The organism is Sphingomonas adhaesiva (genome assembly GCF_036946305.1).
Lineage (GTDB): Bacteria > Pseudomonadota > Alphaproteobacteria > Sphingomonadales > Sphingomonadaceae > Sphingomonas > Sphingomonas adhaesiva_B.
Genome location: NZ_JAQIJJ010000005.1, coordinates 257,031 through 282,357, shown reverse-complemented (window position 1 = coordinate 282,357; position 25,327 = coordinate 257,031). Strand labels below are relative to the sequence as shown.

The window sequence follows — 25,327 nt, the reverse complement described above, 5'->3', positions numbered from 1 at the left end:
TGCGCGGAACCCTGGACCCCGGGACAAGCCCGGGGTGACGGAGGGGGCGCGGGCAGCCGCCTAGCGGATCTTCACCGGGATGAAGACGCCGCTGGTGCGCTGGCGGGTGATGTTGAGCAGCACCTGCGGGCGGCCCGCCGACTTGGCCGCGGCGACGATGCGCGCGACATCGGCGGCGGTGCGGACCGGCTGCGAGTTGATCGAGGAGATCACGTCGCCACGCTTCAGCTTCTGACCCGCATCGCTCGACGGATCGACTGCGCTGACCACCACGCCCTGCACCGTCGAATCGACGCCGACCTGGCGTGCGATCTGCGGGGTCAGCGGCTGGACGGTCACGCCGATCGAGCTGGGTGCGGTCGCCTGCGCGCCATCGTCGGGCATCGCATCGTCGTCGTCCCCGGCACCGGTCAGCGAGGCGAGCTGATCCTCCGACGGGCGGGTCGCGACGGTGGCGGTGAGCGTCGTCGGCTTGCCGTCGCGGATGACGTTCATGCGGATCGTCGACCCCGGCGCCGCATTGGCGACGAGGTAGGACAAGGTGCGATCCGGCGTCACCGCCTCGCCGTTGATCTGCGTCACCACATCGCCCGCGCGCAGGCCGGCGCGCGCGCCCGGGCCGCCCGGCTCGACCCGGCCGATGATCTCGCCCTGGTTCTTGGGCAGGCCGAGCGCGGCGGCGATGTCGTCGTTCACCGGCTGGATGCCGACGCCCAGATAGCCGCGCTGGACCTTCTGGCCCTTCATCAGCGTATCGAGGATCGGCTTCGCCTCGCTGGCAGGGATGGCGAAACCGATGCCGATGTTGCCGCCCGACTGCGAATAGATCTGGCTGTTGATGCCGATCACGTCGCCGTTCATGTTGAACATCGGGCCGCCCGAATTGCCCTGGTTGATCGCGGCGTCGGTCTGGATGAAACTGTCGAACGGACCGTTCCCGGTAGCGCGATGCACCGCCGAGACGATGCCCGCGGTCACCGTGCCGCCCAGCCCGAACGGCTGGCCGATCGCGACGACCCAGTCGCCGACGCGCGCTTTGGTCGAATCACCCAGCCGGACGAACGGCAGCGGCGTGCCCGATTCGATCTTCAGCACCGCCAGGTCGGAGGTGGGATCGCGCCCGATCAGCTTCGCCTTATATTCCTTGCGATCCTGCAAGGTGACGGTGATCGATTCGACGGTCGCCCCGCGCGCGGCGGGGGCGATGACGTGGTTGTTGGTGACGACATAGCCGTCGGCGGAGATCAGGAAGCCGGAACCCAGCGACTGGCCCTCGCGCGTGACGGGCGCACCGCCGCTGCCGCCCCCACCGCCGCCGAACTGGCCGAACAGCTCGCCGAACGGCGTGCCCGCGAACGGGTTCGCCTGCTGCTGGACGGTGACCTTCTGCGTGGTGGAGATGTTGACGACCGCGGGCTGGAGCTTCGCGACCATGTCGGCGAAGCTCATCGGGGCGCCGGCGCGTGGCGCGGCGGCGTTGATCGCGCCGGGCTCGTTCTGAGCGACCTGCGCGGTGGCCGGGTTCTGCAGCGTCAGCGACGCCGCGGTGCCGCCGAGGAGGATGGCGCCGGTGAGGGCGTAGGCGTACCGCACTTTCTTCATGTCCTCTCAATCACCCGTCAATGTAAGGGGAACGACGCGTCGCACAGTGTCGATCGTGCGATGAACGCCGATTGAATATGAACGCGGGACAACGGCTTTCTGTCCCGGGCCGGGCCAAGGCCGCCGATGTTGGCGATGTCAGCGCCCACGGCCGTTGAATTCGCGCAGATAGGCGTTGTTGGGGCTCATGATGATGTTGGTCGAGCCTTCCGGACGCGGCCCGCCATCGGCGCCGAAGGTATGCCGATAGCTCTGCATCGCGCGATAGAAGTCGTAGAAGTCGGCATCCTTGCTGAAGGCATCGGCATAGATGCGCGCGGCCTGCGCATCCGCCTCGGCGCGGACGATCTGCGCCTGCTTCTGGCCCTGGGCACGAATCGTGTTCGCCTCCTGCTGCCGCGCGGTGCGCATCCGCTGGAGCGCGCTGTCGAGCGGGCTGCCCTCCGGCAGGTCGGCATGCTTGATGCGGACGTCGACGATCTCCGCACCGTACTGGCGCGCATAGCGCTGCAGCGAGTCCTGGATCGCGTCCATCACGCGGCCGCGCTCGGGGCTGAGCAGGATCGAGAAGGGCACCTTGCCCAGTTCGTTGCGCAGCGCGGTGCCGAGCAGCGGGCGCAGCTGGTCCGCGACGCGCTCCTCGGTGTTCGACGTGCTGCCGGTGGAGGTCACCGCCTTCAGCGGATCGACGATGCGGAAGCGCGCGAAGGCGTCGACGTTGAGCCGCAGCTGGTCGGTCGAGAGCACCAGCGTATTGTCGAGATCGGCGTCGAGCACGCGCTTGTCGACCCACACGATCTTGTCGACGAACGGGATGCGCGCGATCACGCCCGCGCCGGTGCGGCCGATGACCTGCCCCGGCTGCCACTGGTTGACCAGTCGCACCGGGTTGTTGAGCCGCAGCACGACCGCCTGCTGCGTCTCCGGGACAATCGCGAAGGTCGCGGCGGCGATGATGACGAGCGCGAGCGCGAGCAGGCCCGCGGCGACGGGATTGCGCAACCAGGCGGGCATCAGCGCTGCCCCCCCTGCTGCTGGGGTGCAGACTGGGATTGCGGCTGGGCGGCGGCCGGCGCGGCCTCCTGCGCGCCCGGTTCCGGAAGCCGGCGGGCGCGATCCAGCGGCAAGTACGGCGTCACACCCGGCGTTTCCACGATCGTCTTGTCGGTCCTGGCCAGCACGGCCTCCATCGTCTCGTAATACATGCGGCGACGCGTCACCTCGGGCGCGAGGCGATATTGTTCGTACACCTGGTCGAACGCCGATGCCTCGCCCTGCGCGCGCGCGATCACCTGCTGCGAATAGCTGCGCGCGTTGTTGAGGTTGCCGACCGCCTCCTGCTGCGCGGCGGTGACGGCGTTGAAGTCGTCGGCCAGCTGCGACGGCGCGGACGCCTGCTTGATCGACACGCCCTGGACGCGCACGCCGGCCTGATAGCTGTCGAGGATCTGCTGCATCATCTGCGCCACGCGCGCCTCGATCGTGGTGCGGCCCGCGCCGATCGCCTCGGTCAGGGTCGTCGTCGCCAGCACCGCGCGCATCGCGCTCTCCGCGGTGGCGCGCACGGTCTGTTGCGGATCCTTGATCTCGAACACGTAATTGCGCGCATCCGACACGCGCCAGCGCACCGTATAGGCGAGGTCGATGATATTCTGGTCGCCGGTCAGCACCATCTCGCCCCCGTCCTGCGGGAATTCGTCGGTGCGCACCTGCTCCACGTCGACCTTCACCACGTTGACGAAGGGGGCGGGCAGCGTGACGCGGATGCCCGGCTCCAGCTCGCCCGAATAGCGGCCGAGATAGGTGACGACGCCGCGCTGCTGCGGCCCGATCTGATGCACCGAGGTGAAGATCACCCACAGCCCGACCAGCAGCGCCGCGCCGATCATCCACAGCGCGCGTGCGTTGGCGCCCAGCGGCAGTTGCGGCCCGCCGCCGTTGCCTCCCCCGCCGAAGCCGCCGCCACCGCCGCGCGCCTTCTTCAGGAAATCGTCGAGCGCGGTCGGCTTGTTCGTCGGGCGACGCCCGCCGGGCGGCACCGACCACGGGTTGCGCGGGCCGGCATTGTCGTCGTTGCCGCCGCCCCAGGGGCCGTTGGAATTGTCGGCGGCAAGGATGATCGGGCGCCGGAGCCAGCGTCGCAGGATGGTCATGAGGGTCTTTATAGGTGTCGCGGTGGCGAAAAACAGTGGCAAGCCGCCTCGCCGCGCGTAACGGATCGTTGCCATGGACGAAGTAGCAGTGAAGGCGGCCGTTTCCGCGGTCGCGGGAACGCGCGCGACGGTGCGGGTCGAGGGGCGGCGGATCGGCGTGGTGATCGACGCCAGCGGGCTGGATGCGCCCGCGCGCGACGCGCTGGAGGCGAGCGTGCGGATGGCGGCGGCGGTGCCGGGCTATGAGGTGCGTACCGTCGTCACCGCGGAGCGCGCGGCGCGGCGCATCGTCGCGGTGGCCAGCGGGAAGGGCGGGGTGGGCAAGTCGACGCTGTCGGCCAATCTCGCCATCGCGCTGGCGCGCGCCGGGCGGCGTACCGGGCTGGTCGATGCCGATATCTACGGTCCGTCGCAGCCGCGGCTGATGGCGGTGGAGGGCACCCGCCCCGAGGCGCGCGACAAGGTGCTGCTGCCGGTGGCGACGCCCTATGGCGTGCCGCTGTTGTCGATGGGGCAGCTGGTGGAGCCGGGGCGCGCGCTGGCGTGGCGCGGGCCGATGACCGCGGGCGCGCTGGGGCAGCTGGTCGAGGCGGACTGGGGCGTTACCGATACGCTGGTGGTCGATCTGCCGCCCGGCACCGGGGACGTCCAGCTGACGATGGTGCAGAAGCATCGCCCGGCGGGCGCGGTGATCGTGTCGACGCCGCAGGACCTGGCGCTGATCGACGCGCGACGCGCGATCGACCTGTTCCGCAAGGCGGGCGTGCCGATCATCGGGCTGGTCGAGAATATGGCGGGCTATGCCTGCCCGCATTGCGGCGAGGTGTCCGACCCGTTCGGGCGCGGCGGCGCGGAGGCCGCGGCGCGCGAGGAGGGGATCGCGTTCCTGGGGCGGGTGCCGCTGGATATCGCGATCCGGCGGGCGTCGGATGCGGGGCAGCCGCCGGCCGCGGGGGCGGACGACCGCGTGTTCGCGCCGATCGCGGCGCAGGTGGTGGACTGGCTGGGTTCGCATTGATGTCGCCCCTGCGCAGGCAGGGGCCTATGTCTGCGGCGTCCTGGCGAGGCGTTGACACATGGCCGTCGCCCGTGTGTCGGCAGGTCTCAGTTACTCGACAGTGATAGGCCCCTGCCTGCGCAGGGGCGACGGCAACCCAGCGAGAGTGTCGGCGTTACCCTTTCAAAGGAGAGCCGCGATGCCGTTGACCGCCGATGCCGATATCAAGGCGCTGCTGGAGGAAACCCGCACGATCGCCATGGTCGGCGCGTCCGACCGGCCCGAGCGGCCGTCCTATGGCGTGATGGCGACGTTGCAGGCGCATGGCTATCGCGTGATCCCGGTCAATCCGCAGATCACCGGCGAGCATGTCCATGGCGAGTTCGTCTTCCGCGACCTGCACCAGCTGGGCGATGCGATCGACATGGTCGATATCTTCCGCCGCTCGGACAAGGTGGGCGAGGTGGTGGACGCGGCGATCGCGATCGGCGCCAAGGCGGTGTGGATGCAATTGGGCGTGATCGACCAGGCCGCCGCGGCGCGCGCGGAGGCGGCGGGGTTGAAGGTGGTGATGGATCGCTGCCCGGCGATCGACATCCCGCGGCTGGGCGTGGCGCGGGTGGGGGAGGCGGAAGGGGGCGAGGCGTAGTCTGTTTTTGCCCCTCCCCTTCAGGGGAGGGGTAGGGGGTGGGGGAGGTCTCACCGAGACCGGCGCCCGTGGCTTGTGACTGCCCCACCCCAACCCCTCCCCTGAAGGGGAGGGGCTTTTATTCCGCCGCGATCTTCGCCAGCAGCGTGCCTTCCGTCACCTGCGCGCCGGTTTCCACGTTCAGTTCCGCCAGCGTGCCGTCGAAGGGCGCGGTCAGGCTGTGTTCCATCTTCATCGCCTCCAGCGTCAGCAGCTTCTGCCCGCGGGTCACGGTCGCGCCCGCGGCGACCTCGACCGCGATGACGCGGCCCGGCATGGTCGCGAGGATCGCGCCGTCCGCCGCGCCGCCGGCCGCGCCGCCCGCGGCGCGGTACGGCGCCAGTGCCCAGGTCTGGCCGCCTTCGGAGATCAGCACCGCGGTGTCCTCGCGTTCGTCGGGTGCGGGCACATCGGCGAAATCGATTGCGACCGGCGCGCCGTCGAGCAGGAACATGCCCTCGCGCCGCGGAGCCGCGTTCAGCCGGAAGCCGGGTGCGAACGCCGGACCTGCCAGCGCGGCGGCGGCGGCGGCGAGCGCTTCCTCGCTGGGTTGCGCGGGCGGCATCAGCGCCTCGCCCTCGCGCGCGATCAGCCCGGTGTCGACGCGACCGGCGACGAAATCGGGGTGGTCGAGCGCCTCGACCAGAAACCCCGCGTTGCTGCGCACCGGCCAGACGATCGCCTCGTCCAGCGCATCGGCGAGCCGCTCGCGCGCCTCCTCGCGGGTGTCGCCGTGCGCGATCAGCTTGGCGATCATCGGATCGTAGAAGGGCGAGATGATGCTGCCCTGCTCGACGCCGGTATCGACGCGGACGTCATCCCCCAGGTCGAACGCCTCCAGCGTGCCGATCGAGGGCAGGAAGCCCTTGGCGGGATCCTCGGCATAGAGCCGCGCCTCGATCGCATGGCCGTGGATCGCGAGCTGGTCCTGCGTGCAGGGCAGCGGCTCGCCGGCGGCGACGCGGAGCTGCCATTCGACCAGATCCTGCCCGGTGATCGCCTCGGTCACGGGATGTTCGACCTGAAGGCGGGTGTTCATCTCCATGAACCAGATGCGGTCGGCGCGCAGTCCCTCGCTGGCGTCGGCGATGAACTCGATCGTGCCCGCGCCGACATAGTCGACCGCGCGCGCGGCCGTGACCGCGGCGTCGCACACCGCGGCGCGGGTGGCGGCGTCCATGCCGGGGGCGGGCGCCTCCTCGATCACCTTCTGGTGGCGGCGCTGGAGCGAGCAGTCGCGCTCGAAGAGGTGGACGACCTGGCCGTGGCGGTCGCCGAACACCTGCACCTCGATATGGCGCGGCGAGAGGATGTACTTCTCGATCAGGACGCGATCGTCGCCGAACGCGGCGGCGGCCTCGCGCCGGCACGAGGCGAGCGCGTCGGCGAAGGCGGCGGCGTCGTCGACCTGCCGCATCCCCTTGCCGCCGCCGCCCGCGACCGCCTTGATGAGGACGGGGTAGCCGATCTGCGCGGCCTCCGCGGCGAGGCGGTCGGTGGACTGGTCTTCGCCGAGATAGCCCGGCGTGACGGGGACGCCGGCGGCGATCATGCGCGCCTTGGCGGCATCCTTCAGCCCCATCGCGCGGATGCTGTCGGGGTTGGGGCCGACCCAGATCAGCCCGGCGTCGATGACGGCCTGCGCGAAGTCGGCATTTTCGCTCAGGAAGCCGTAGCCGGGGTGGATCGCCTGCGCGCCCGTCTCGCGCGCGGCGGCGAGGATGCGCTCGGGGACGAGATAGCTCTCGCGCGCCGGGGCCGGGCCGATCGCAACCGCCTCGTCCGCCTCGCGGACGTGGAGCGCCTGTGCGTCGGCCGCGGAATGGACCGCGATCGTGCGCACACCCATCGCGCGCGCGGTGCGGATGATGCGGCAGGCGATCTCGCCGCGGTTGGCGATCAGGAGGGAGTGGATCATGGGTGATTCCTGTTCCTCCCCGAGCTTGTCTCGGGGAGGGGGACCATGCGAAGCATGGTGGAGGGGTGGACGTGATGCTGAGGGATGTGGCGCCACGGGCGCGCCGCGGCGGGGTGAAGCGTGCCCGACGCTTGCGGCGTGACATGACGCTGCCGGAGGTGCTCCTTTGGCAGCGGCTGCGTGGCGCGCCGAACGGGTGCAAGTTTCGGCGACAGCATCCGGCAGGCGCTTACGTGCTCGACTTCTACTGTCTGGACGCGCGTCTCGCGATGGAGATCGACGGGCAGGGACACGCCGATCGACAGGATCGGGACGCGCGGCGAGATGCCTGGTTTGCCGCGGCGGGTATCAGGACCGTGCGCATCGCAGCGGCGCGCGTGCTGGCAGATGCGGATAGAACGGCCGCGGCGGTGCTGGCACTCGCCGTGTCGCGGCTGCCCCTCCACCACCCGGCTGCGCCGGGCGGTCCCCCTCCCCGAGACGAGCTCGGGGAGGAACGATAGCGTCGGTTCCCTCACATCCGGAACACGCCAAAGGTGGCGCGCTCCGGGATGGGGGCGTTGTGGCAGACGCGTAGCGCGAGGCCGAGGACGTCGCGGGTCTGCGCCGGGTCGATGACGCCGTCGTCCCACAGCCGCGCGGTGGCGTAATAGGGGTTGCCCTCCTCCTCATACTTGGCGCGGACGGGAGCCTTGAAGGCGTCGGCTTCCTCCGGGGTCCAGGTGTCGGCGTCGCGGTGGACGGTGGCGAGTACGCTGGCGGCCTGTTCGCCGCCCATCACGCTGATCCGCGCATTGGGCCAGGTGAACAGGAAGCGCGGGGAATACGCGCGGCCGCACATGCCGTAATTGCCCGCGCCGAAGCTGCCGCCGATCAGGATCGTGATTTTCGGCACACTCGCGGTGGCGACCGCGGTCACCAGCTTCGCGCCGTGCTTGGCGATCCCCTCCGCCTCGTAGCGGCCGCCGACCATGAAGCCGGAGATGTTCTGGAGGAACAGCAGCGGGACCTTCCGCTGGCAGGCCAGTTCGATGAAGTGCGCGCCTTTCTGTGCGCTCTCGCTGAACAGGACGCCGTTGTTGGCGAGGATCGCGACCGGCTGGCCGTGGATGTTGGCGAAACCGCACACCAGGGATGCGCCGTAGAGCGACTTGAATTCGTGGAAGGTGCTGCCGTCGACCAGTAGCGCGATCACCTCGTGGACGTCATAGGGCGCGCGGACGTCCTGCGGGACGATGCCGTAGAGATCGTCGGCGGGGTACAGCGGCGGGGCGCCGGCGGGCAGCGCGGCGGTCGACGGAGGCAAAGTGGCGACGATGTCGCGGATGATCGACAGCGCGTGCTCGTCATTCTCGGCGACATGGTCGACCACGCCGGAGCGGCGACCGTGCGTTTCCGCGCCGCCCAGTTCCTCCGCGGAGATGATCTCGCCGGTCGCGGCCTTCACCAGCGGCGGGCCGGCGAGGAAGATCGTGCCCTGGTTGCGGACGATCACCGTCTCGTCCGACATCGCCGGCACATAGGCGCCGCCCGCGGTGCAGCTGCCCATGACGCACGCGATCTGCGGGATGCCCAGCGCGGACATGTTCGCCTGGTTGAAGAAGATGCGGCCGAAATGCTCGCGGTCGGGGAAGACCTCCGCCTGGTGCGGCAGGTTGGCGCCGCCCGAATCGACCAGATAGATGCAGGGCAGGCGGTTCTCCTGCGCGATCTCCTGGGCGCGCAGATGCTTCTTGACGGTAAGCGGGTAATAGGTGCCGCCCTTCACGGTCGCGTCGTTGCACACGATCATGACCAGACGGCCACTGACGGTGCCGATGCCCGCGATCATGCCGGCGCCCGGCACCTCGTCGTCGTAGAGGCCGTTCGCCACCAGCTGGCCGATTTCGAGGAACGCGGTGCCGGGGTCGAGCAGGTGCTCGACTCGGTCGCGGGGCAGGAGCTTGCCGCGGGCGACGTGGCGCTCGCGGCTTCTGGCGTTGCCGCCCCGTGCGGCGTGCGCGACGCGGGCGCGCAGCTCGTCGGCAAGCGCGCGGTTGTGGTCGGCATTGGCGCGGAAGGTCGCGTCGTCGCGCGACAGCGCGGTGGGGAGGGTGGGGCCGGTCATCAGATCCTCCCCGTGCCGGGGAGGATGTTCAGCGCGCTCATGCGACGGCTCCGATCAGTTCGCGGCCGATCAGCATGCGGCGGATCTCGTTCGTCCCCGCACCGATGTCGAGCAGCTTGGCGTCGCGCAGATAGCGTTCGACCGGCCAGTCCTTCGTGTAGCCGGCGCCGCCCAGCGCCTGCACCGCGTCGCCCGCGACGCGGAAGGCGTTCTCGCTGGCATAGAGGATCGCACCGGCGGCGTCGAAGCGGGTCGTCTTGCCCGCGTCGCACGCCTGCGCCACCGCATAGACATAGGCACGCGCGGAATTGAGCGCGACGTACATGTCGGCGACCTTGGCCTGCATCAGCTGGAAATGCCCGATCGGCGTGCCGAACTGCTGCCGCTCGCGGACATAGGGCAGGACGGTGTCGAGGCACGCCTGCATGATGCCGAGCTGAATGCCCGCCAGCACGGTGCGCTCGTAATCCAGCCCGCTCATCAGCACGCCGACGCCGCCATTCTCCGGCCCCATGACGTTTCCGGCGGGCACCTCGCAATCGGTGAAGACCAGCTCCGCCGTGGGACTGCCGCGCATCCCCATCTTGTCGATCTTCTGACCGATCGAGAAGCCGGGCATGTCCTTCTCGATCAGGAAGGTGGTGATGCCGCGCGAGCCTTCGCCGGTCTTGGCATAGACGACCAGCACGTCGGCATGCGTCGCATTGGTGATCCAGAATTTGGTGCCGTTGAGGACATAGCCCCTGTCCGTCCGCTGCGCGCGCAGCTTCATCGAGACGACGTCGGAGCCGGCGGAGGCCTCCGACATGGCGAGGCTGCCGACATGTTCGCCGCTGATCAGCTTCGGCAGGTATTTTGCCTTCTGCTCCGGATTGGCCCAGCGGCGGATCTGGTTGACGCACAGGTTGGAATGCGCGCCGTAGCTGAGGCCGATCGAGGCGGAGGCGCGGGCGACCTCCTCCTGCGCCACGACATGTTCGAGATAGCCGAGGCCTAGGCCGCCGTCGGCTTCGTCGACGGTGATGCCATGAAGGCCGAGTTCGCCCATCGCGGGCCAGAGTTCGTCGCGCGGGAACCAGTCGTCGGCGTCGATGCGCTGGCTGAGCGGCGCGATGCGGTCGTCGGCGAAGCGGCGCGTGGTGTCGCGGATCATCTCCGCGGTCTCGCCTAGCGCGAAATCGAGGCCCTGCATGCGTCTCTCTCCATCCTGCTCCGTCATTCCCGCGGAGGCGGGAATCCATTCGCGCAGGTCGCGGCAAGAGCCGGACGGGCAGCGGCAATGGACTCCCGCCTTCGCGGGAATGACGGGGAGTTTATGCTCAAGAGCCTTGCGAGTAAAATTGCCGGGAGGCGCGCCAAACGATAGATGGCGTCTATGCTTGACCGCTCGCTGCTGCGCTATTTCCTCGCCGTGGTCGATCAGGGGAGCTTCACGCGTGCCGCCGCGGCGTGCCGCGTGACGCAGCCGACGCTGTCGGCGGGGATCGCCAAGCTGGAGGGGCTGCTGGGCGAGCCGGTGCTGATGCGCACCAGCCGGCGGGTGGAACTGACCGCGGCGGGCAGCCGGCTGGTGGGGCATGCGCGCCGGATCGAGGCGGAGTTCGCGCGGGCGGAGGGCGGATTGTCCGACGCGAACGTGCGGCTGATGCGGGTGGGGATCGTCTCCACGCTGCCCGCGCGGCTGATCCGCGCGGCGGTGGCGCGGGCGCTGGCGGCGGCGCCGGGCGAGCGGCTGGAACTGGTCGAGGGGCGCGATCGCGAGCTGGCGGCGGCGCTGGATCGCGGGCGCGTCGATGCGGTGGTGGCGCCCGACATGGGCGGCGCGGCGCTGTTCGAGGAAGGCTATGGCGTGGCGATGGCGGCGGGGCACGCGCTGGCCGGCGAGGCGCAGGTCGCGGCCGAGCGCATCGCGGCCGAGCCGATGATCGTGCGGCGGCATTGCGAGGCGCTGAGCGAGGTCAGCCGCCATTTCACCAGCCGCGGCGTGCGCCCGTTCATGGCGGCGCGGACCACCAGCGACGATCGCGCCGCGGCGTTCGTGGCGGCGGGGCTGGGGGTTACGGTGATGCCGGCGTGCTTCGCGGGCGATGGCGTGGCGGTGGTGCCGCTGGAGGGCTTTGCAAGGCGACGGGTCGTGGGGCTGGCGACGGTGGCGGATTCGGCGCGGCGGGTGGCGGACAGCCAGGTGGTGGAGGCGCTGGTGGGGGCGTTGCGGCGGGCGTCACCCCGGGCCTGACCCGGGGTCTATCGTGCCGCGAACGCATCGGCTTCAGTGTGCGCGGAACTCTGGATGCCGGGTCAGGCCCGGCATGACGGGTGGGTTTCGCGCGCTTCACACTACGCCTACACGTATCCGCTGACACGATAAGAAGAAGGGGGACGATGAGCCTGTTTCGCAGGAAGCCGATCGCGGTCGAGCAGCAGGCCGGCACGGTGCTGGCGCGCACTTTGTCGTGGCCGCATCTGGTCGCGCTGGGCGTGGGCGCGATCGTCGGTACCGGGATCCTGACGCTGATCGGCGTCGGCGCCGACCGCGCCGGGCCGGCGGTGATCCTGTCGTTCGTCATCGCCGGCGCGATCTGCGCCTGTGCCGCGCTCGCCTATGCTGAGATGGCGACGATGATCCCCGCCTCGGGCAGCGCCTATACCTATAGCTATGTCGCGCTGGGGGAGGTGATCGCCTGGGTGATCGGCTGGTCGCTGATCCTGGAATATTCGCTGGTCGTCTCTACCGTCGCGGTCGGCTGGTCGGGCTATGCCAGCGCGCTGCTGACGCCATGGGGCTTTCCGGTAGCGCTGACGCAGGGGCCGGAGCTGGGCGGCGTGGTCAACGTGCCCGCGGTGTTCATCATCGCGGTGGTGGCGGGGCTGCTGTCGCTGGGAACGAAGGAGAGCGCGACGCTCAACGCCGTGCTGGTGGTGGTGAAGCTGGTCGCGCTGGCGGTGTTCGTCGCGGTGGCGGTGCCGCATTTCGATGGCGCCCATCTGGATCCGTTCATGCCGTTCGGGTTCGGCAAGTCGGTGTCGCCCGATGGCGTCGAGCGCGGGGTGATGGCGGCGGCGGCGATCATCTTCTTCGCTTTCTACGGCTTCGACGCGATCTCCACCGCGGCGGAAGAGACGAAGAACCCGGGGCGCGATCTCGCGATCGGGATCGTGGGGTCGATGGTGGCGTGCGTCATCATCTACATGGGCGTGGCGGTGGCCGCGGTCGGTGCGTTGCGCTTCTCCGCCTTTGCCGACTCGCCCGAACCGCTGGCGCTGATCCTGCGCGGGATCGGGCGGCCGGGGTTCGCGACCTTCCTGGCGGCGAGCGCGGTGATCGCGCTGCCCACGGTGCTGCTGGGGTTCCTGTTCGGACAGAGCCGCATCTTCTTCGTGATGGCGCGCGACGGTCTGTTGCCGGCGTCGCTGGCGAAGGTATCGCGGCGCGGCACGCCGGTCCGGATCACGGTGCTGACCGCCTTGCTGGTGGCGGTGATCGCCGGCGTGATGCCGATCGACGCGATCGCGGCACTGGCCAATGCCGGGACGCTGGCGGCGTTCGTCGCGGTGTGCGTGGCGATGCTGGTGATGCGCCGCCGCGCGCCGGATGCGAAGCGGACGTTCCGCACCCCGCTGGCGCCGCTGGTGGGCACGGTGGGGGTGCTGGGGTGCGTGTATCTGTTCTTCAGCCTGCCGTCGAAGACGCAATGGTATTTCGTGCTGTGGAATGCGGCGGGGCTGGCGGTGTATTTCGCCTGGGGGCGGAAGCGCGCGGGGAGGCGCTTGGTGCCTGACGCCCGTCACCCCGGACTTGATCCGGGGTCCCGCTGTTGATAGGACGTTGCTGAAGAAGCGGGACCCCGGCTCAAGGCCGGGGTGACGTGAAACTAGGGATTCGGAACGATCCCCTCCCACAGATCGCGATGGTCGGCGTCGTGGCCTTCCATCCCCGGCTTGGTCAGGTAGCCGCGTGCCTCGGGGATGTGGCTGTAGATCATCCGCAGCGGCTTTTCGTGCCATTGCAGGTTGAACGCCCAGCGAACCGGAAAGAATTCCATCGACGAATAGGGCAGATGGTCGTGGACCCACCAGGCGATCCGCTTCCAGTCGTCGGGTGCGGTGAAGGCCTGCGCGAAGCTGGGGACGACGATGCAGGCGGTCGCGCCCATCTGCCCGGCGGCATCGCGGCGGTCCCAGATGTGGCCCGCGAAGTTGCGCTCGTTCGATGCGCAATTGTGCCCCTTGGCATTGCCGAGCGCGTTGACCTCCGCGGAGCGAAAGGCGGAGCGGATCGCGATGCGTCCGAACGCATCCTGCAACGGTTCCAGCAGATCCTCGCACAGCCGCGTGCCGGCGGCGATCGCCAGGTCGGGGTCGTCGGGGATGTTGGACAGGCCGTGCAGCGCGGCGATCTCCGAATAGAGGAAATCGCGCATGTAGAAGCTCTTCGACAGTTGGACCCGGCCCAGTTCGTTGAGCCGCGAGACGGTCTGCGGTTTCTTCACGCTCACTCTCCCCTGCACCCGACGTAGCGCGGGTGCGGGGGAAAGGCGAGATCAGCGCTTCCTGACGAATTCGGCGCGCAGGACGAGGCCCTTGATGCCGTCGAACTTGCAGTCGATCTCCTGTTCGTCGCCGGTCAGGCGGATCGACTTCACCACCGTGCCGCGCTTCAGCGTCTGGCTGGTGCCCTTGACCTTCAGGTCCTTGATCAGCGTGACGCTGTCGCCGTCCGCCAGCAGATTGCCGACCGCGTCGCGGACCTCGACCGCCGACGTGGCGGGTGCGGGCGCCACGTCGCCCGCGGCCACCCATTCGCCGGTCGCTTCGTCGTAGATGTATTCGTCGCTCATGATGCTCCCCCCGGAACGAAGAAGGGAGGGCACGATGGCCCTCCCTTCCGGTTTTCGATGATGTTTCCTGCGCTTAGGCGGCGAGGTTGCGCAGTACGTACTGGAGGATGCCGCCGTTGAGGAAATATTCCAGCTCGTTGACGGTATCGATCCGGCAGCGGGTCAGGAACTTCTCGGTGGTGCCATCCGGGCGCGCCAGCGTGACCTCGACATCCTGACGCGGGCGCAGGCCCGCGACATTGTGGATCGTGAAGGTTTCGTCGCCGGTCAGCTTCAGCGTCTCGCGCGTCACCCCGTCCGCGAACTGGAGCGGCAGGACGCCCATGCCGACGAGGTTCGAACGGTGAATGCGCTCGAAGCTCTCGGTGATGACGGCGCGGACGCCGAGCAGGTTGGTGCCCTTCGCCGCCCAGTCGCGCGACGAACCGGTGCCATATTCCTTGCCCGCGATGATGACGAGCGGGGTGCCGTCCGCCTTGTGGCGCATCGCGGCGTCGTAGATCGGCATGACCTGGCCGTCGTAGCGGCTCATCCCGCCCTCGACGCCCGGAACCATCTCGTTCTTGATGCGGATATTCGCGAACGTGCCGCGCATCATGACCTCGTGATGGCCGCGGCGCGCGCCATAGCTGTTGAAGTCCTGCTTCGACACCTGATGCTCCTGGAGCCAGGTGCCAGCAGGGCTGTCCGCCTTGATCGAACCGGCCGGCGAGATGTGGTCGGTGGTGATCGAATCACCCAGGATCGCCAAAGGCTTGGCCTCGATGATGTCGGTCACCGGGGCCGGGGTCATCCCCATCCCCTCGAAGTACGGCGGGTTGGCGACATAGGTGGAGCCGGCGCGCCAGGTGTAGGTGTCCGAGCCGGTCACGTCGATCGCCTGCCACTTGGCATCGCCGGCATAGACGTTGCCGTAGCGGGCGCGGAACATGCCGTCGTCGATGTTGGCGTTCATGAGGTCCGACACCTCCTGATTGGTCGGCCAGATGTCGCGCAAGTACACGTCGGCACCGTCCGAACCCTGTCCGATCGGCGTCTCGTTCATGTCCGAGGTCACCGTGCCCTTCAGCGCATAGGCGACGACCAGCGGCGGCGAGGCGAGGAAGTTGGCGCGCACGTCCGGCGACACGCGACCCTCGAAATTGCGGTTGCCCGACAGGACCGAGGCGGCGACGATGTCGTTGCCGTTGATCGCGGCCGAGATCGGCGCCGCCAGCGGACCCGAATTGCCGATGCAGGTGGTGCAGCCATAGCCGACGAGGTTGAACCCGATCGCGTCGAGGTCCGCCGACAGCCCCGCCTTGTCGAGATAGTCGGTGACGACCTGCGACCCGGGCGCCAGCGAGGTCTTCACCCACGGCTTGGGCTGCAACCCCTTCTCGCGCGCCTTGCGGGCGACGAGGCCGGCGGCGACCAGCACCGACGGGTTGGAGGTGTTGGTGCAGGACGTGATCGCGGCGATCACGACGTCGCCGTCGCCGATGTCATGCCCGCGGTCATCGACCGCGACACGCACAGCGGCGTCCTTCTTGTAGGTCTTGGCGAGGTCGGCGTTGAACACGTCGTCGACCTGATCCAGCGCGACCTTGTCCTGCGGGCGCTTCGGCCCGGCGAGCGACGGGACGACCGTCGACATGTCCAGCTCCAGCGTGTCGGTGAACACGGGATCGGGGCTGTCGGCGTGGCGCCACATGCCCTGCGCCTTGGCATAGGCCTCGGTCAGCGCGACCACCTCGTCCGGGCGGCCGGTCAGGCGCATATAGTCGAGCGTCTTGTCGTCGACCGGGAAGAAGCCGCAGGTCGCGCCGTACTCGGGCGCCATGTTGGCGATCGTCGCACGATCGGCGAGCGTCATCTGGTCCAGCCCGGGGCCGTAGAATTCCACGAAGCGGCCGACCACGCCCTTGGCGCGCAGCATCTGCGTGACGGTCAGCACCAGATCGGTCGCGGTGATGCCCTCGCGCAGCGCGCCGGTCAGCTTGAAGCCGACGACCTCGGGGATCAGCATCGACACCGGCTGGCCGAGCATCGCGGCCTCCGCCTCGATCCCGCCGACGCCCCAGCCGAGCACGCCCAGACCGTTGACCATCGTGGTGTGGCTGTCGGTGCCGACCAACGTATCCGGATAGGCGATCGACGCGCCACCCTTGGCGTGGTCGCCGCTCTCGGTCGAGGACCAGACGGCGTGCGCCACATACTCAAGGTTCACCTGATGGCAGATGCCGGTGCCCGGGGGCACGACCTTGAAATTGTCGAGCGCCTTGCTGCCCCACTTCAGGAACTCGTAGCGCTCCGAATTGCGGGCATATTCGAGGTCGACGTTATCCTCGAACGCCTTGGGCGTGCCGAATTCGTCGACCATGACCGAGTGATCGATGACGAGGTGGACGGGCACCTGCGGGTTGATCTTCGCCGCGTCGCCGCCCAGCTTCGTGATCGCGTCGCGCATCGCGGCGAGATCGACCACGCAGGGGACGCCGGTGAAATCCTGCATCAGCACGCGCGCGGGGCGATACTGGATCTCGCGGTCGGAACGACGCTCCTGCTGCCAGTCGACGATCGCCTTGATATCGGCCTCGGTCACGGTCACGCCGTCCTCGAAGCGGAGCATGTTCTCCAGCAGCACCTTCATCGAGAAGGGCAGGCGGCTGATATCGCCGAACTTCGCCTCGGCGGTCTTGAGCGAGAAATAGTCGTAGGACTTGCCGCCGGCCTGAAGCGTGGTGCGGGCGTTCAACGTATCCTGGCCGATGGCCGTCATGGGCGTGGTCCTTTCCTCAGGGCCGTCGCGCGCTCGGGGAGGCGGCGGGAACCGCGCGGGCACGGACGAAGACGAATATCCGGTATGGCGCGCGCGATAGCGCACAGGTGCGCGGGGGGGAAGGGGGGAGGGCTGGTTCGCTGTCGATGCGGCGCGGGGGGCCGTTTGTTCCGGGCGCGTAGTCGGGGGCGGGGTGTTCCCGCAAAGGATGGTGAAACGGGAAACCGGCACTACGGCGAACCGTGACCGTTGATGATGTTCCGCTCCTTCGATAGCCTCTCCCGATGCGGTTGTTGTTCATCTATGGGCCTCCGGCCTCCGGCAAGCTGACGATCGGTCGCATGGTTGCCGATCGTACCGGCTTCGCGCTTTTTCATAATCACCTGATCGTAGATGCGGTCGCAGCCGTGTTTCCTTTTGGCTCGGACAACTTCGTCCAGCTACGCGAGCGCTTCTGGCTCGATACGATTTCGGCTGCTGCGCACGCAGGACGGTCGATCATCTTCACCTTCGCGCCCGAACCCACCGTTGCCCCCGACTTCCCATCTCGACTGTATCAGGTGGTCGAACATGCCGGTGGCGAGGTCCTGAGTATCGCGCTCAACGTAGAAGACGCCGATCAGGAAAAGCGATTGATTGCCGCTGATCGCGCAAAGTTTGGCAAGCTGCAATCACTGGACCTGCTACGAGAGCTTCGACCAGCGATCACCGCGTGCATGAGTACGATGCCGCCTGCCACACTGAGGATCGATACAGGCCAAACTACACCGGGCGAGGCGGCCGAGGCGATCACGCAGCTAATCGGTTCGTCGGCGAGCGCTCGCTGACGCCGCTTATGCCCTTCCCGTTTGGGAATCCGTAGCGGGACGGCGACGCGGCTTCGTTCGCCGGTTGCTCCCCATGGCAGCGATATTCCCGAAATCCGTTCCCGACCGCTCTTTCCCGAAACGGTGAGGCAGGGACGTGGAAACGGGAAGGTCGCGCGGTTTTGCGCTGTCCTACACCCATCGCCTCGCGGTATCGACGGGCGGAGGGCGTGGGGGATCGGCGATGGATGGCGAGCGGGGTCATGGTCATGGCGGTGAGGTGACGGCGTTCCGGCATCGGCACGATGGCTGGACGCCGGCGCGGCAGGTGGCGTTCCTGCGTGCGCTGCGCGAGACGGGGTGCGTGCAGGCGGCGTGCCGGCATGTCGGGCTGTCCACCACCTCGGCCTATCGGGTGCGGCAGCGCATCCCGGCGTTCGGCGATGCGTGGGACCAGGCGCTGGCGTTCGTCGCGCCGGTGCTGGAACGCGCGGCGCTGGAGCGGGCGGTCGAGGGCTGGCTGGAGCCGATCATGTACAAGGGCGAGGTGGTGGCGCACCGGCGGCGCTATTCGGACGCGATGCTGCGGCTGTTGTTGCTGCGCGAGGACGCGCGCAAGGTGACGCCGCCGCCGGGGCGGCGATCCGACCTGCGGCGCGAGGCGGCCAATGCGTTGCTGAAGCAACTGCGGGCGCAGGCGCGGCGAGGGGGGACGCCGGAGCCGGAGTGAGGGGGCTTCAAGCCCCTCCCCTTCAGGGGAGGGGGTGGGGGAGGTCTCACCGAGACCGTCGCCTGTGACTGCCCCACCCCAACCCCTCCCCTGAAGGGGAGGGGCTTTAGAAGGATTACAACCCTTCGATCATCTCCGTCAGGACTTCGAGGCACGATACCGCCAGTGCCTTCGACCGTTCGCCGCTCCACGCGAATTCGGCGTCGGGGTTGGGGTCGTGGTCCTTGAACGGCATCTCCAGCGTCACCGATACCGCGCCGAAGCGTTCGGCGAGCTGGTTGGTCGACATGGCGAGGTTGGCGGTGCCCGGTGCGGAGCGGTCATAGCCCTTCTCGGTCTGGAAATCGGGGGTGTGCGCCGCCAGCCGCCGGCCGAAATCGTTGAACTTCGCGCCATGCGCGTCGGTCCATGACGGGATGCCTTCGTAGCCGGCGATGAAATTGGCGGGGATCGCTTCGTCGCCATGGACGTCGATCGCGAAGGTGACGCCGGTGCGGTCCATCTCCGCCAGCACGCAGGCGACCTCCGGGCTGCGCTGCGGCGTCGGGTTGGCCCATTCGCGGTTGAGGTTCACGCCCGCGGCATTGGTGCGCAGATGCCCGCGCCGCGTGCCGTCGGGGTTCATGTTGGGGACGACATGCACGGTCGCCGCCGCCAGCAGCGGGGCGGCGGCGGGGCTGGTGAGCCAGTCGAGCGCGCCCTCCATCCACCATTCGGCCATCGATTCGCCGGGATGCTGGCGCGCATAGAGCCACACCTGCTTCGCGCCGGTGCCGATCCGCAGATAGTCGATCGCCTGCCCGTCGAGCGTGGTGCCCAGCTCGCGATGGGTGACCCCCGGCCGCGTGGCGATGCGGGCGATCAGGCGCGCGTGCATCTCCATCGTATAGGGCGCGAAATAGGCGAACCACACGAGGTCGCCGTTCTCCGCGCCCGTCCAGTCGAACGACAGCACGCCGCCCTCGTAGCGCGTGTCGATCGTGCGCCACGCGGCGAGATCGGTCGAGGCGCGGGTGCGATAGCCGGGCCAGCCGAACGGATAGGCGCTCTGCCCCGCGTTCAGGATGCGGAAGGTGACGCGCTTCCCCGCGACGCCCGCCGCGCGGAAATAGAACCACTGGAAGAAGTCCGACTGGTGATCGTGGACGATCTCCAGATCGCAGCGGATATGGTCGCCGGCCTCGTGGATCGCCACGGTGCGGATGTTGCCGCAGTCGAAGGCGGCGTTGATGGACAGCGTCATTTCACCTCGATCGTGCGACCCGATTCGCCGGGGAAGTCCTTGAACATCGCCGATGCCAGCCGCGCCGCGACGGAGGCGGCGTCGGCATCGGGGGCGTTGGTGTCGGTCAGCGACTGCGCCTGACCCTCCCACACCGCATCGGCGCCGTGGCGGATGCGCACCGCCAGTTCGGTCACCACACCCCAGCGCGCGGGCGAATTGCCGATCGGGAAGTTGATCCCGCCGCCGATCCCGCCGCCGCCGCGCCAGCCGCCGCTGCCCGCGCCCGCCCCCAGCCCGATCCGCACCGGCGAGCCGCGCGGCGGCAGCGGGCGATCGGCGCGGGTGAAGCCGACGGTGGCGATATAGTCCGGCTTCGCGCCGGGCGCGGGGCTGGTGAAGCCGTTCTTGAGCAGCTCCGCCTGCACCGCGGCGGCATAGGTCTTGTATTCCAGGCTGGCGGAGGAGGGGCCGGGCAACGGCTCCACCGCGACGGTGCCGCGCTGCGCCACCGCATCATAGTGGAAGCGCGTCGCCTCCACCGGGAACACCTGCGGGCCGGAGACGCAGGCGGCCAGCGGCGCGGCGGCGAGGAGGACAAGGACGGCGCTACGCATGACGGACCCCCGGAAAACGGTATATCGTTGCGACATAGCAACGCGGCGGCGCGCCGCAAGGTCCGTGGTTCCGCCGGGGAGTCCGGTTGACTTTCGGGGCCGCGCTCTCTAGGCGGCGCGCTTTCCAGATTTCCAGCCGAAGAAGCGTCCAGCCATGAAGATCCGCAACAGCCTCAAGTCGCTCAAGGACCGCCATCGCGACAACCGCGTGATCCGTCGCCGTGGGCGCACCTATGTCATCAACAAGACGAATCGCCGCTTCAAGGCCCGCCAGGGCTGATTGAACGGCGTGAATCCGACGTCGGTCATCTTCGACGTCGGGCACGTCCTCTACGATTGGGATCCGCGGATCCTGTACGGGCGCCTGTTCGACGACGAACGGGCGCTCGACGCGTTCCTGACGACGGTCGTCACGAAGGAATGGCATTTCCAGCATGACGCCGGACGCCCGTTCGCGGAGACATCGGCCGAGCTGAGCGCGCTCTATCCGCAGCATGCGGCGATGATCGCGCTGTGGGGGCCGCGCTTCGGCGAGCAGATCCCGGGCACGATGCCGGGCATGGCGGCACTCGTCGACGAACTGGACGCGGCGGGCGTGCCGCTGTTCGCGATCACCAATTTCTCTGGCGAGTTCTTCGCCGATTTCCGTGCGCGCGAGGCATGGATGTTCGACCGCTTCCGCGACATCGTGGTGTCGGGCGACGAGAAGATGGTGAAGCCCGACCCGGCGATCTTCCGGCTGGCGCTGGCGCGATTCGGGGTGGCGGCGGAGGCGACGTATTTCGTCGACGACAATGCCGCCAACGTCGCCGCCGCGCAGGCGCTGGGGATCCGCGCGCACCTGTTCCGCGATGCCGACACGCTGCGCGCCGAGATGGTGGCGCTGGGGCTGCTGGATCAGACGCCGAACCACAGCGCCGCGGCGAGCGCCAGCACGCTGGGATAGAAGGTCAGCGCGAAGCCGAACGCGCGCGCCGCCGCCCCCTGGCGATAGCCGGCGTGGAACAGTACGCGGCCGGCGACGAACAGCCCGGCCAGCGCCGCCACCGGCGTCGCCGACCGTTCGAACGTGGCGGTGAGCGCCAGGTGCGCGCCGGTCGCCAGCACCGCCTGCTCCAGCGTGTTCTGCAGGATCGCGCGCGCGGCCAGGACGTCGGCCGAGGCGTCGGGTGCGGTCGCGCCGGCGATATCGCGCGCCGACAGGAACCGCCGCCGCGCCACGTCGCCGATCGCGGCGGCGAGGCAGAGCAGGACGAACAGGTCGGCATGGAACGTGACGCGCAGCCGCTCGATGAAGGGCTGCGCCACGCCGGCCCGCGCCAGCGCCACGCCCAGCACGACCAGCGCGGTCGCCAGCGCCGCGGCCATCGCGGCGGCGACGTGGCGCTGTTCGCGGCGGAAGGGTTCGGGCGTCATCGCCGCGCAGCATGGCGCCGCGCGATCCGTCCGTACAGCGGAACCGACCGCGCGCTGGCTCGCTGACGCGGCTCACTAGAACGGAGCCGCACCATGGAAGACGATCGCATCTGGGCCTTCGAGGAGAGCCTGTGGACCGGCGATGCACAGCATTACCGCGACTCGATCGATGCGGCCTGCCTGATGGTGGTGCCGACGCCGCCCTATGTGCTGGAGGGCGAGGCAGCGGTCGCGGCGGTCAGCGATACGCCGCGGTGGGAGCGGGCGACGCTGGACGACCGCCGCGTGGTGCGCCCGCAGGAGGGGCTGATCGTGGTCGGCTATACCGCGCGCGCCGAACGCGGCGAGGAGCGCTATGTCGCGCATTGCACCTCAACCTATCGCCGGCTGTCGCACGACGAATGGCGCGTGGTGCAGCACCAGCAGACGCCGCCGCTGGTGGCGGAGGTGCGGGGGTAGGGGCGCGTATACTTGCGTTTAAACTATCGCAGGTACCCCCTTTTACATCTGGCGACAAAGCGAGATGTAGATGCTTTATTGGCGGCTCGGATTTAATGGGCTTCCTTCCTTGTGAGGTGAGCGGCCTGTTGGCCGCTCACCTTAGTTATGCAGCTAGCGCTTGAATCATGACTCGCTTCGCCGTCGAGACGGCGGCTTCAGCGTTGGCGCGATGGAAGTATGCTTCGTTTGAACGAGCTACGATCGTTCGATTGGCATCGAAGCAATACCACCTCCACATGAAATCATGATCCATATGCAGCCAGAAGTTGAGGGAATCCATCGGAGCCTCTTTTGTATGGCTGTCAGGTGCAATTGCGATCCGTTTTCCTGCAAATCACGAGAGAAAACCTTATAGCTGCCAGAATTCCGGTTCAACGTTCAGTTAAGTCTGTGTGTGATCGCCCGTCTTCTCGCAAAGATCATAATAGGGCGATTATGGGCTCATGTGACTTACTCCTTCTTAACACAAGCGCTTGAAAATCGCTCGGCTCCGGATGGATCATCACCCGGAGCCGGCGGCTTACTCCGCCGCCACGCCGGCGCGGGCGAACATGTCGGCGGTGTCGCCCGCGTCCTCGTTCGCGGCCTTTCCGCCCTTCGCCTTCTGGCGCTTGTCGAACGAATCCCATACGTCGTTCCACTGGCCCTTGGTCGCGGCCTTCGAATATTCGGTCGCGCGGGTTTCGAAGAAGTTGGCGTGCTCGACGCCGTTGAGCAGCGGGGTGAGCCAGGGGATGGGATGTTCGTCGATCATGTAGATCGGCTTCAGCCCCAATTGGCCCATGCGCCAGTCGGCGATGAAGCGGATATACTTCTTGATGTCCTTGGGCGTCATGCCGTTGACCGGACCCATCTCGAAGGCGAGGTCGATGAAATTGTCCTCCAGCCGGATCGTCGTCTGGCAGACGTCGGCGATGTCGTCCTTCACCGCCTTGGTCAGGCACTGGCGCTCCTGACAGAAGGTGTGGAACATCTTGATGATGCCCTCGCAATGCAGGCTCTCGTCGCGCACCGACCACGACACGATCTGCCCCATGCCCTTCATCTTGTTGAAGCGCGGGAAGTTCATCAGCATCGCGAAGCTGGCGAAGAGCTGGACGCCCTCGGTGAAGCCGCCGAACATCGCCAGCGTGCGCGCAATGTCCTCGTCGCTGTCGACGCCGAAGTTCTGCATGTAATCATGCTTTTCCTTCATCTCGGCATATTCGAGGAAGGCGCCGTACTCGCTCTCGGGCATGCCGATCGTGTCGAGCAGATGGCTGTAGGCGGCGATATGGACCGTCTCCATGTTGCTGAACGCGGTCAGCATCATCTTGATCTCGGTCGGCTTGAACACGCGGCCGTATTTCTCGTGGTAGCAGTCCTGCACCTCGACATCGGCCTGGGTGAAGAAGCGGAAGATCTGCGTCAGCAGGTTGCGCTCGTGATCCGACAGCTTCTGCGCCCAGTCGCGGCAATCCTCGCCCAGCGGCACTTCTTCGGGCAGCCAGTGGAGTTGCTGCTGACGCTTCCAGAATTCGAACGCCCAAGGGTATTCGAACGGCTTATACTGTTTGGAGGCTTGGAGGAGGGACATGGGATTACTCCGACGGCAAGATTAGAAGATCAGGGATGAGATAAGGAAGAACCAGGCCAGCGCGACCAGGCCGGCGACCGTGCCGCCGATGGCGAGCGCCACGTTCAGCGTGCGACGCGCCCACGGCCGGTTCGGCTCCAGCCGCCCGGACATGCCCGCCCAGAACAGCAGGGCCGAGATGCCGAGCGCCAGCGAGATGGCGAACGAGGCGCTCATCCTTCCACGCTCCATTGCCAGATCGCGGTGGCGCTCATCGCGAGGACGATGCCGCCGGCGAGCGCCATGATGCCGGTCATGCGATAGGCATAGACGCGCGCCTCGCTTTGCGGGCGACGCAGCCGGAGGAGCAGCCACGCGCCGGCGAGCGCGAGGACGATGGCGACCGCGAACATGATCGCGGCCTGAAGCGGGAGCGTGTCGAGGGTCATGCGACCAACGCCTTTGTGGCGCGTTGCGCAGGCGGGTTCACCACAGGAGAATGACGATGGCCGATGCCAGCCAGATCAAGGAACACGCCAATGTGATCGGGGCGGACGGCGTGCATGTCGGCACCGTCGACCATGTCGACGGCGACCGCATCAAGCTGACCAAGAACGACTCGCCGTCCACGCAGGACGGGCGGGGCGCGAAGCACCATTATCTGCCGCTCGGGCTGGTGGCCGAGGTGGAGGGCGACACGGTGCGCCTGTCCGCGACCGCGCAGAACGCGCAGGATATGTTCGAAGAGGCGGAATAGACCGTTCGATCCCTCTCCCGGCGGGAGCATCAGGTGGACAGCGCCCCGCGCTGTCCAATCCATGCCGGGGGCATGGATGACCTGATGCTGGAGGGAGGCCCGCAAGGGCCGGAAGGGTGAGGGCGCTGCGGTCATGCCGTGGCGCCCTTTCTTGTGGTTGGGTCACCCTCACCCTTCCGCGGCTGCGCCGCTCCCTCCCTCTCCCGCAGGGAGAGGGAGATGTGGGTCAGGACGCCGTCCAGGTTTTCCATGACGTCGGTGTTGGTGACGCGCAGCGTGCGGAAGCCTTCGCGCGCGATGACGGCGTCACGGCGCGCGTCATCGGCGGCGGCATGGGTGTCGCCGTCGACCTCGATCACCAGCTTTTCCGAGAAGCACAGCATGTCGGCGTAGAAGGGTCCGATGGGCGCCTGATGACGCCATTTGAGATGCGGGAAGGCGGTGCGCAGCGCGCGGAGCAGGCGGCGTTCGGGGGTGGAGGCGTCGCGGCGGAGCGAGCGGGCGCGATCGACGGTGCCGGCGGGCTGGTCGTGGTAGAGCTTCATGTTGCGCTCCTTTTACTCGACCTCTGGCTCACCCTCACCCTTCCCACCCGGCTTTGCCGGGTGGGCCCCTTCCCTCTCCCGCCGGGAGAGGGAGGGAGGCGCGTAGCGCCGGAA

The 25,327-nt window shown here is 68.3% G+C and carries 27 protein-coding genes; 11 read left to right on the top strand and 16 right to left on the bottom strand.

All coding sequences use genetic code 11. From position 1 onward, the window contains the following. Positions 1-60: 60 nt before the first annotated feature. From PGN14_RS10395 to hflK, 3 genes are all read right to left on the bottom strand, one after another. Complete coding sequence (locus PGN14_RS10395) at positions 61-1,593, bottom strand: Do family serine endopeptidase (protein WP_335299501.1); 1,533 nt, start codon at positions 1,591-1,593, stop codon at positions 61-63. 147 nt (positions 1,594-1,740) lie between these two features. Then, positions 1,741-2,616, bottom strand: a complete 876-nt coding sequence (hflC, locus tag PGN14_RS10390) for a protease modulator HflC (protein WP_335299442.1) — start codon at positions 2,614-2,616, stop codon at positions 1,741-1,743. Next, on the bottom strand, positions 2,616-3,755 hold the full coding sequence (gene hflK, locus PGN14_RS10385) for a protease modulator HflK (protein ID WP_335299441.1): 1,140 nt from the start codon (positions 3,753-3,755) through the stop codon (positions 2,616-2,618). Before hflK ends, hflC begins: the two co-directional genes overlap by 1 nt. Before the next feature lie 73 nt (positions 3,756-3,828). Between hflK and PGN14_RS10380 the strand changes: the two genes are divergently transcribed. Then, positions 3,829-4,773: an Mrp/NBP35 family ATP-binding protein gene (locus PGN14_RS10380; RefSeq protein WP_335299440.1), complete on the top strand. Its 945-nt coding sequence runs from the start codon at positions 3,829-3,831 to the stop codon at positions 4,771-4,773. A 178-nt stretch (positions 4,774-4,951) separates the two neighbouring features. Then, entirely contained in the window at positions 4,952-5,401 is a 450-nt protein-coding gene (locus tag PGN14_RS10375; protein WP_335299439.1) for a CoA-binding protein, read from the top strand. 118 nt (positions 5,402-5,519) lie between these two features. Here PGN14_RS10375 and PGN14_RS10370 read toward each other — a convergent pair whose 3' ends face one another. Continuing rightward, entirely contained in the window at positions 5,520-7,358 is a 1,839-nt protein-coding gene (locus tag PGN14_RS10370; RefSeq protein ID WP_335299438.1) for an acetyl/propionyl/methylcrotonyl-CoA carboxylase subunit alpha, read from the bottom strand. Between the two features lie 74 nt (positions 7,359-7,432). Between PGN14_RS10370 and PGN14_RS10365 the strand changes: the two genes are divergently transcribed. Further along, the gene (locus tag PGN14_RS10365; RefSeq protein ID WP_335299500.1) at positions 7,433-7,861 is read left to right on the top strand and encodes an endonuclease domain-containing protein; all 429 of its coding nucleotides are present in this window, start codon (positions 7,433-7,435) and stop codon (positions 7,859-7,861) included. An 11-nt stretch (positions 7,862-7,872) separates the two neighbouring features. On the opposite strand, the gene PGN14_RS10360 is transcribed toward PGN14_RS10365, so the two are convergent. After that, positions 7,873-9,465, bottom strand: coding sequence for a carboxyl transferase domain-containing protein (locus tag PGN14_RS10360; RefSeq protein ID WP_335299437.1), 1,593 nt, complete (start codon positions 9,463-9,465; stop codon positions 7,873-7,875). 37 nt (positions 9,466-9,502) lie between these two features. After that, a complete protein-coding gene (locus PGN14_RS10355; RefSeq protein WP_335299436.1) occupies positions 9,503-10,657 on the bottom strand; it encodes an isovaleryl-CoA dehydrogenase in 1,155 nt (384 codons plus the stop codon). Between the two features lie 183 nt (positions 10,658-10,840). Here PGN14_RS10355 and PGN14_RS10350 point away from each other — a divergent pair, with 183 nt between their 5' ends. Both PGN14_RS10350 and PGN14_RS10345 read left to right on the top strand, forming a co-directional pair. After that, positions 10,841-11,701, top strand: a complete 861-nt coding sequence (locus PGN14_RS10350) for a LysR family transcriptional regulator (protein WP_335299435.1) — start codon at positions 10,841-10,843, stop codon at positions 11,699-11,701. Between the two features lie 146 nt (positions 11,702-11,847). Continuing rightward, a complete protein-coding gene (locus PGN14_RS10345) occupies positions 11,848-13,284 on the top strand; it encodes an amino acid permease (RefSeq protein ID WP_335299434.1) in 1,437 nt (478 codons plus the stop codon). Positions 13,285-13,337: 53 nt separating this feature from the next. Here the strand turns inward: PGN14_RS10345 and PGN14_RS10340 are convergent, their stop codons facing one another. From PGN14_RS10340 to acnA, 3 genes are all read right to left on the bottom strand, one after another. Beyond that, a complete protein-coding gene (locus PGN14_RS10340) occupies positions 13,338-13,955 on the bottom strand; it encodes a hypothetical protein (protein ID WP_335299433.1) in 618 nt (205 codons plus the stop codon). 51 nt (positions 13,956-14,006) lie between these two features. Then, complete coding sequence (locus PGN14_RS10335; RefSeq protein ID WP_443019495.1) at positions 14,007-14,303, bottom strand: zinc ribbon domain-containing protein YjdM; 297 nt, start codon at positions 14,301-14,303, stop codon at positions 14,007-14,009. A 73-nt stretch (positions 14,304-14,376) separates the two neighbouring features. After that, positions 14,377-17,064 (bottom strand): aconitate hydratase AcnA, encoded by a 2,688-nt coding sequence (acnA, locus tag PGN14_RS10330; protein WP_335299432.1) that lies wholly within the window; start codon positions 17,062-17,064, stop codon positions 14,377-14,379. Between the two features lie 284 nt (positions 17,065-17,348). Between acnA and PGN14_RS10325 the strand changes: the two genes are divergently transcribed. Next, positions 17,349-17,891 (top strand): shikimate kinase, encoded by a 543-nt coding sequence (locus tag PGN14_RS10325; protein ID WP_335299431.1) that lies wholly within the window; start codon positions 17,349-17,351, stop codon positions 17,889-17,891. Between the two features lie 259 nt (positions 17,892-18,150). Beyond that, complete coding sequence (locus PGN14_RS10320; protein ID WP_335299430.1) at positions 18,151-18,600, top strand: hypothetical protein; 450 nt, start codon at positions 18,151-18,153, stop codon at positions 18,598-18,600. A 115-nt stretch (positions 18,601-18,715) separates the two neighbouring features. Here PGN14_RS10320 and PGN14_RS10315 read toward each other — a convergent pair whose 3' ends face one another. Then, positions 18,716-19,843: a M14 family metallopeptidase gene (locus PGN14_RS10315; protein WP_335299429.1), complete on the bottom strand. Its 1,128-nt coding sequence runs from the start codon at positions 19,841-19,843 to the stop codon at positions 18,716-18,718. Continuing rightward, positions 19,840-20,439: a DUF4136 domain-containing protein gene (locus PGN14_RS10310; protein ID WP_335299428.1), complete on the bottom strand. Its 600-nt coding sequence runs from the start codon at positions 20,437-20,439 to the stop codon at positions 19,840-19,842. Before PGN14_RS10310 ends, PGN14_RS10315 begins: the two co-directional genes overlap by 4 nt. Before the next feature lie 154 nt (positions 20,440-20,593). Between PGN14_RS10310 and ykgO the strand changes: the two genes are divergently transcribed. Both ykgO and PGN14_RS10300 read left to right on the top strand, forming a co-directional pair. Next, entirely contained in the window at positions 20,594-20,719 is a 126-nt protein-coding gene (gene ykgO / locus PGN14_RS10305; protein WP_003046794.1) for a type B 50S ribosomal protein L36, read from the top strand. A gap of 9 nt (positions 20,720-20,728) precedes the next feature. Next, positions 20,729-21,385 (top strand): HAD-IA family hydrolase, encoded by a 657-nt coding sequence (locus tag PGN14_RS10300; RefSeq protein WP_335299427.1) that lies wholly within the window; start codon positions 20,729-20,731, stop codon positions 21,383-21,385. On the opposite strand, the gene PGN14_RS10295 is transcribed toward PGN14_RS10300, so the two are convergent. Continuing rightward, a complete protein-coding gene (locus tag PGN14_RS10295) occupies positions 21,337-21,855 on the bottom strand; it encodes an MAPEG family protein (RefSeq protein WP_335299426.1) in 519 nt (172 codons plus the stop codon). The genes PGN14_RS10300 and PGN14_RS10295 overlap by 49 nt on opposite strands. 93 nt (positions 21,856-21,948) lie before the next feature. Here PGN14_RS10295 and PGN14_RS10290 point away from each other — a divergent pair, with 93 nt between their 5' ends. Beyond that, positions 21,949-22,314, top strand: coding sequence for a DUF4440 domain-containing protein (locus PGN14_RS10290; RefSeq protein ID WP_335299425.1), 366 nt, complete (start codon positions 21,949-21,951; stop codon positions 22,312-22,314). Between the two features lie 562 nt (positions 22,315-22,876). On the opposite strand, the gene PGN14_RS10285 is transcribed toward PGN14_RS10290, so the two are convergent. The 3 genes from PGN14_RS10285 to PGN14_RS10275 are packed head-to-tail and all read right to left on the bottom strand — an operon-like array spanning position 22,877 to position 24,360. Then, positions 22,877-23,932, bottom strand: coding sequence for a ribonucleotide-diphosphate reductase subunit beta (locus tag PGN14_RS10285; protein ID WP_335299424.1), 1,056 nt, complete (start codon positions 23,930-23,932; stop codon positions 22,877-22,879). 21 nt (positions 23,933-23,953) lie between these two features. Then, entirely contained in the window at positions 23,954-24,148 is a 195-nt protein-coding gene (locus PGN14_RS10280) for a hypothetical protein (RefSeq protein ID WP_335299423.1), read from the bottom strand. Next, positions 24,145-24,360 (bottom strand): hypothetical protein, encoded by a 216-nt coding sequence (locus PGN14_RS10275; protein ID WP_335299422.1) that lies wholly within the window; start codon positions 24,358-24,360, stop codon positions 24,145-24,147. The genes PGN14_RS10280 and PGN14_RS10275 overlap by 4 nt, the downstream gene beginning before the upstream one ends. 56 nt (positions 24,361-24,416) lie before the next feature. Between PGN14_RS10275 and PGN14_RS10270 the strand changes: the two genes are divergently transcribed. Then, positions 24,417-24,668: a DUF2171 domain-containing protein gene (locus tag PGN14_RS10270; protein WP_335299421.1), complete on the top strand. Its 252-nt coding sequence runs from the start codon at positions 24,417-24,419 to the stop codon at positions 24,666-24,668. A gap of 131 nt (positions 24,669-24,799) precedes the next feature. Here PGN14_RS10270 and PGN14_RS10265 read toward each other — a convergent pair whose 3' ends face one another. Next, positions 24,800-25,213, bottom strand: coding sequence for an endonuclease domain-containing protein (locus PGN14_RS10265; protein ID WP_335299420.1), 414 nt, complete (start codon positions 25,211-25,213; stop codon positions 24,800-24,802). Positions 25,214-25,327: the final 114 nt, after the last annotated feature.

Excerpts from the sequence above, each read along its gene's own strand:
- PGN14_RS10310 (WP_335299428.1), bottom strand. The coding sequence starts at position 20,439 with ATGCGTAGCGCCGTCCTTGTCCTCCTCGCCGCCGCGCCGCTGGCCGCC.
- PGN14_RS10290 (WP_335299425.1), top strand. The coding sequence starts at position 21,949 with ATGGAAGACGATCGCATCTGGGCCTTCGAGGAGAGCCTGTGGACCGGC.
- PGN14_RS10380 (WP_335299440.1), top strand. The coding sequence starts at position 3,829 with ATGGACGAAGTAGCAGTGAAGGCGGCCGTTTCCGCGGTCGCGGGAACG.
- hflC (WP_335299442.1), bottom strand. The coding sequence starts at position 2,616 with ATGCCCGCCTGGTTGCGCAATCCCGTCGCCGCGGGCCTGCTCGCGCTC.
- PGN14_RS10325 (WP_335299431.1), top strand. The coding sequence starts at position 17,349 with ATGCGGTTGTTGTTCATCTATGGGCCTCCGGCCTCCGGCAAGCTGACG.
- PGN14_RS10375 (WP_335299439.1), top strand. The coding sequence starts at position 4,952 with ATGCCGTTGACCGCCGATGCCGATATCAAGGCGCTGCTGGAGGAAACC.
- PGN14_RS10295 (WP_335299426.1), bottom strand. The coding sequence starts at position 21,855 with ATGACGCCCGAACCCTTCCGCCGCGAACAGCGCCACGTCGCCGCCGCG.
- PGN14_RS10285 (WP_335299424.1), bottom strand. The coding sequence starts at position 23,932 with ATGTCCCTCCTCCAAGCCTCCAAACAGTATAAGCCGTTCGAATACCCT.
- PGN14_RS10315 (WP_335299429.1), bottom strand. The coding sequence starts at position 19,843 with ATGACGCTGTCCATCAACGCCGCCTTCGACTGCGGCAACATCCGCACC.
- ykgO (WP_003046794.1), top strand. The coding sequence starts at position 20,594 with ATGAAGATCCGCAACAGCCTCAAGTCGCTCAAGGACCGCCATCGCGAC.
- PGN14_RS10370 (WP_335299438.1), bottom strand. The coding sequence starts at position 7,358 with ATGATCCACTCCCTCCTGATCGCCAACCGCGGCGAGATCGCCTGCCGC.
- PGN14_RS10270 (WP_335299421.1), top strand. The coding sequence starts at position 24,417 with ATGGCCGATGCCAGCCAGATCAAGGAACACGCCAATGTGATCGGGGCG.
- PGN14_RS10335 (WP_443019495.1), bottom strand. The coding sequence starts at position 14,303 with ATGAGCGACGAATACATCTACGACGAAGCGACCGGCGAATGGGTGGCC.
- acnA (WP_335299432.1), bottom strand. The coding sequence starts at position 17,064 with ATGACGGCCATCGGCCAGGATACGTTGAACGCCCGCACCACGCTTCAG.
- PGN14_RS10365 (WP_335299500.1), top strand. The coding sequence starts at position 7,433 with ATGCTGAGGGATGTGGCGCCACGGGCGCGCCGCGGCGGGGTGAAGCGT.
- PGN14_RS10360 (WP_335299437.1), bottom strand. The coding sequence starts at position 9,465 with ATGACCGGCCCCACCCTCCCCACCGCGCTGTCGCGCGACGACGCGACC.
- PGN14_RS10275 (WP_335299422.1), bottom strand. The coding sequence starts at position 24,360 with ATGACCCTCGACACGCTCCCGCTTCAGGCCGCGATCATGTTCGCGGTC.
- PGN14_RS10345 (WP_335299434.1), top strand. The coding sequence starts at position 11,848 with ATGAGCCTGTTTCGCAGGAAGCCGATCGCGGTCGAGCAGCAGGCCGGC.
- PGN14_RS10265 (WP_335299420.1), bottom strand. The coding sequence starts at position 25,213 with ATGAAGCTCTACCACGACCAGCCCGCCGGCACCGTCGATCGCGCCCGC.
- PGN14_RS10350 (WP_335299435.1), top strand. The coding sequence starts at position 10,841 with ATGCTTGACCGCTCGCTGCTGCGCTATTTCCTCGCCGTGGTCGATCAG.
- hflK (WP_335299441.1), bottom strand. The coding sequence starts at position 3,755 with ATGACCATCCTGCGACGCTGGCTCCGGCGCCCGATCATCCTTGCCGCC.
- PGN14_RS10355 (WP_335299436.1), bottom strand. The coding sequence starts at position 10,657 with ATGCAGGGCCTCGATTTCGCGCTAGGCGAGACCGCGGAGATGATCCGC.
- PGN14_RS10280 (WP_335299423.1), bottom strand. The coding sequence starts at position 24,148 with ATGAGCGCCTCGTTCGCCATCTCGCTGGCGCTCGGCATCTCGGCCCTG.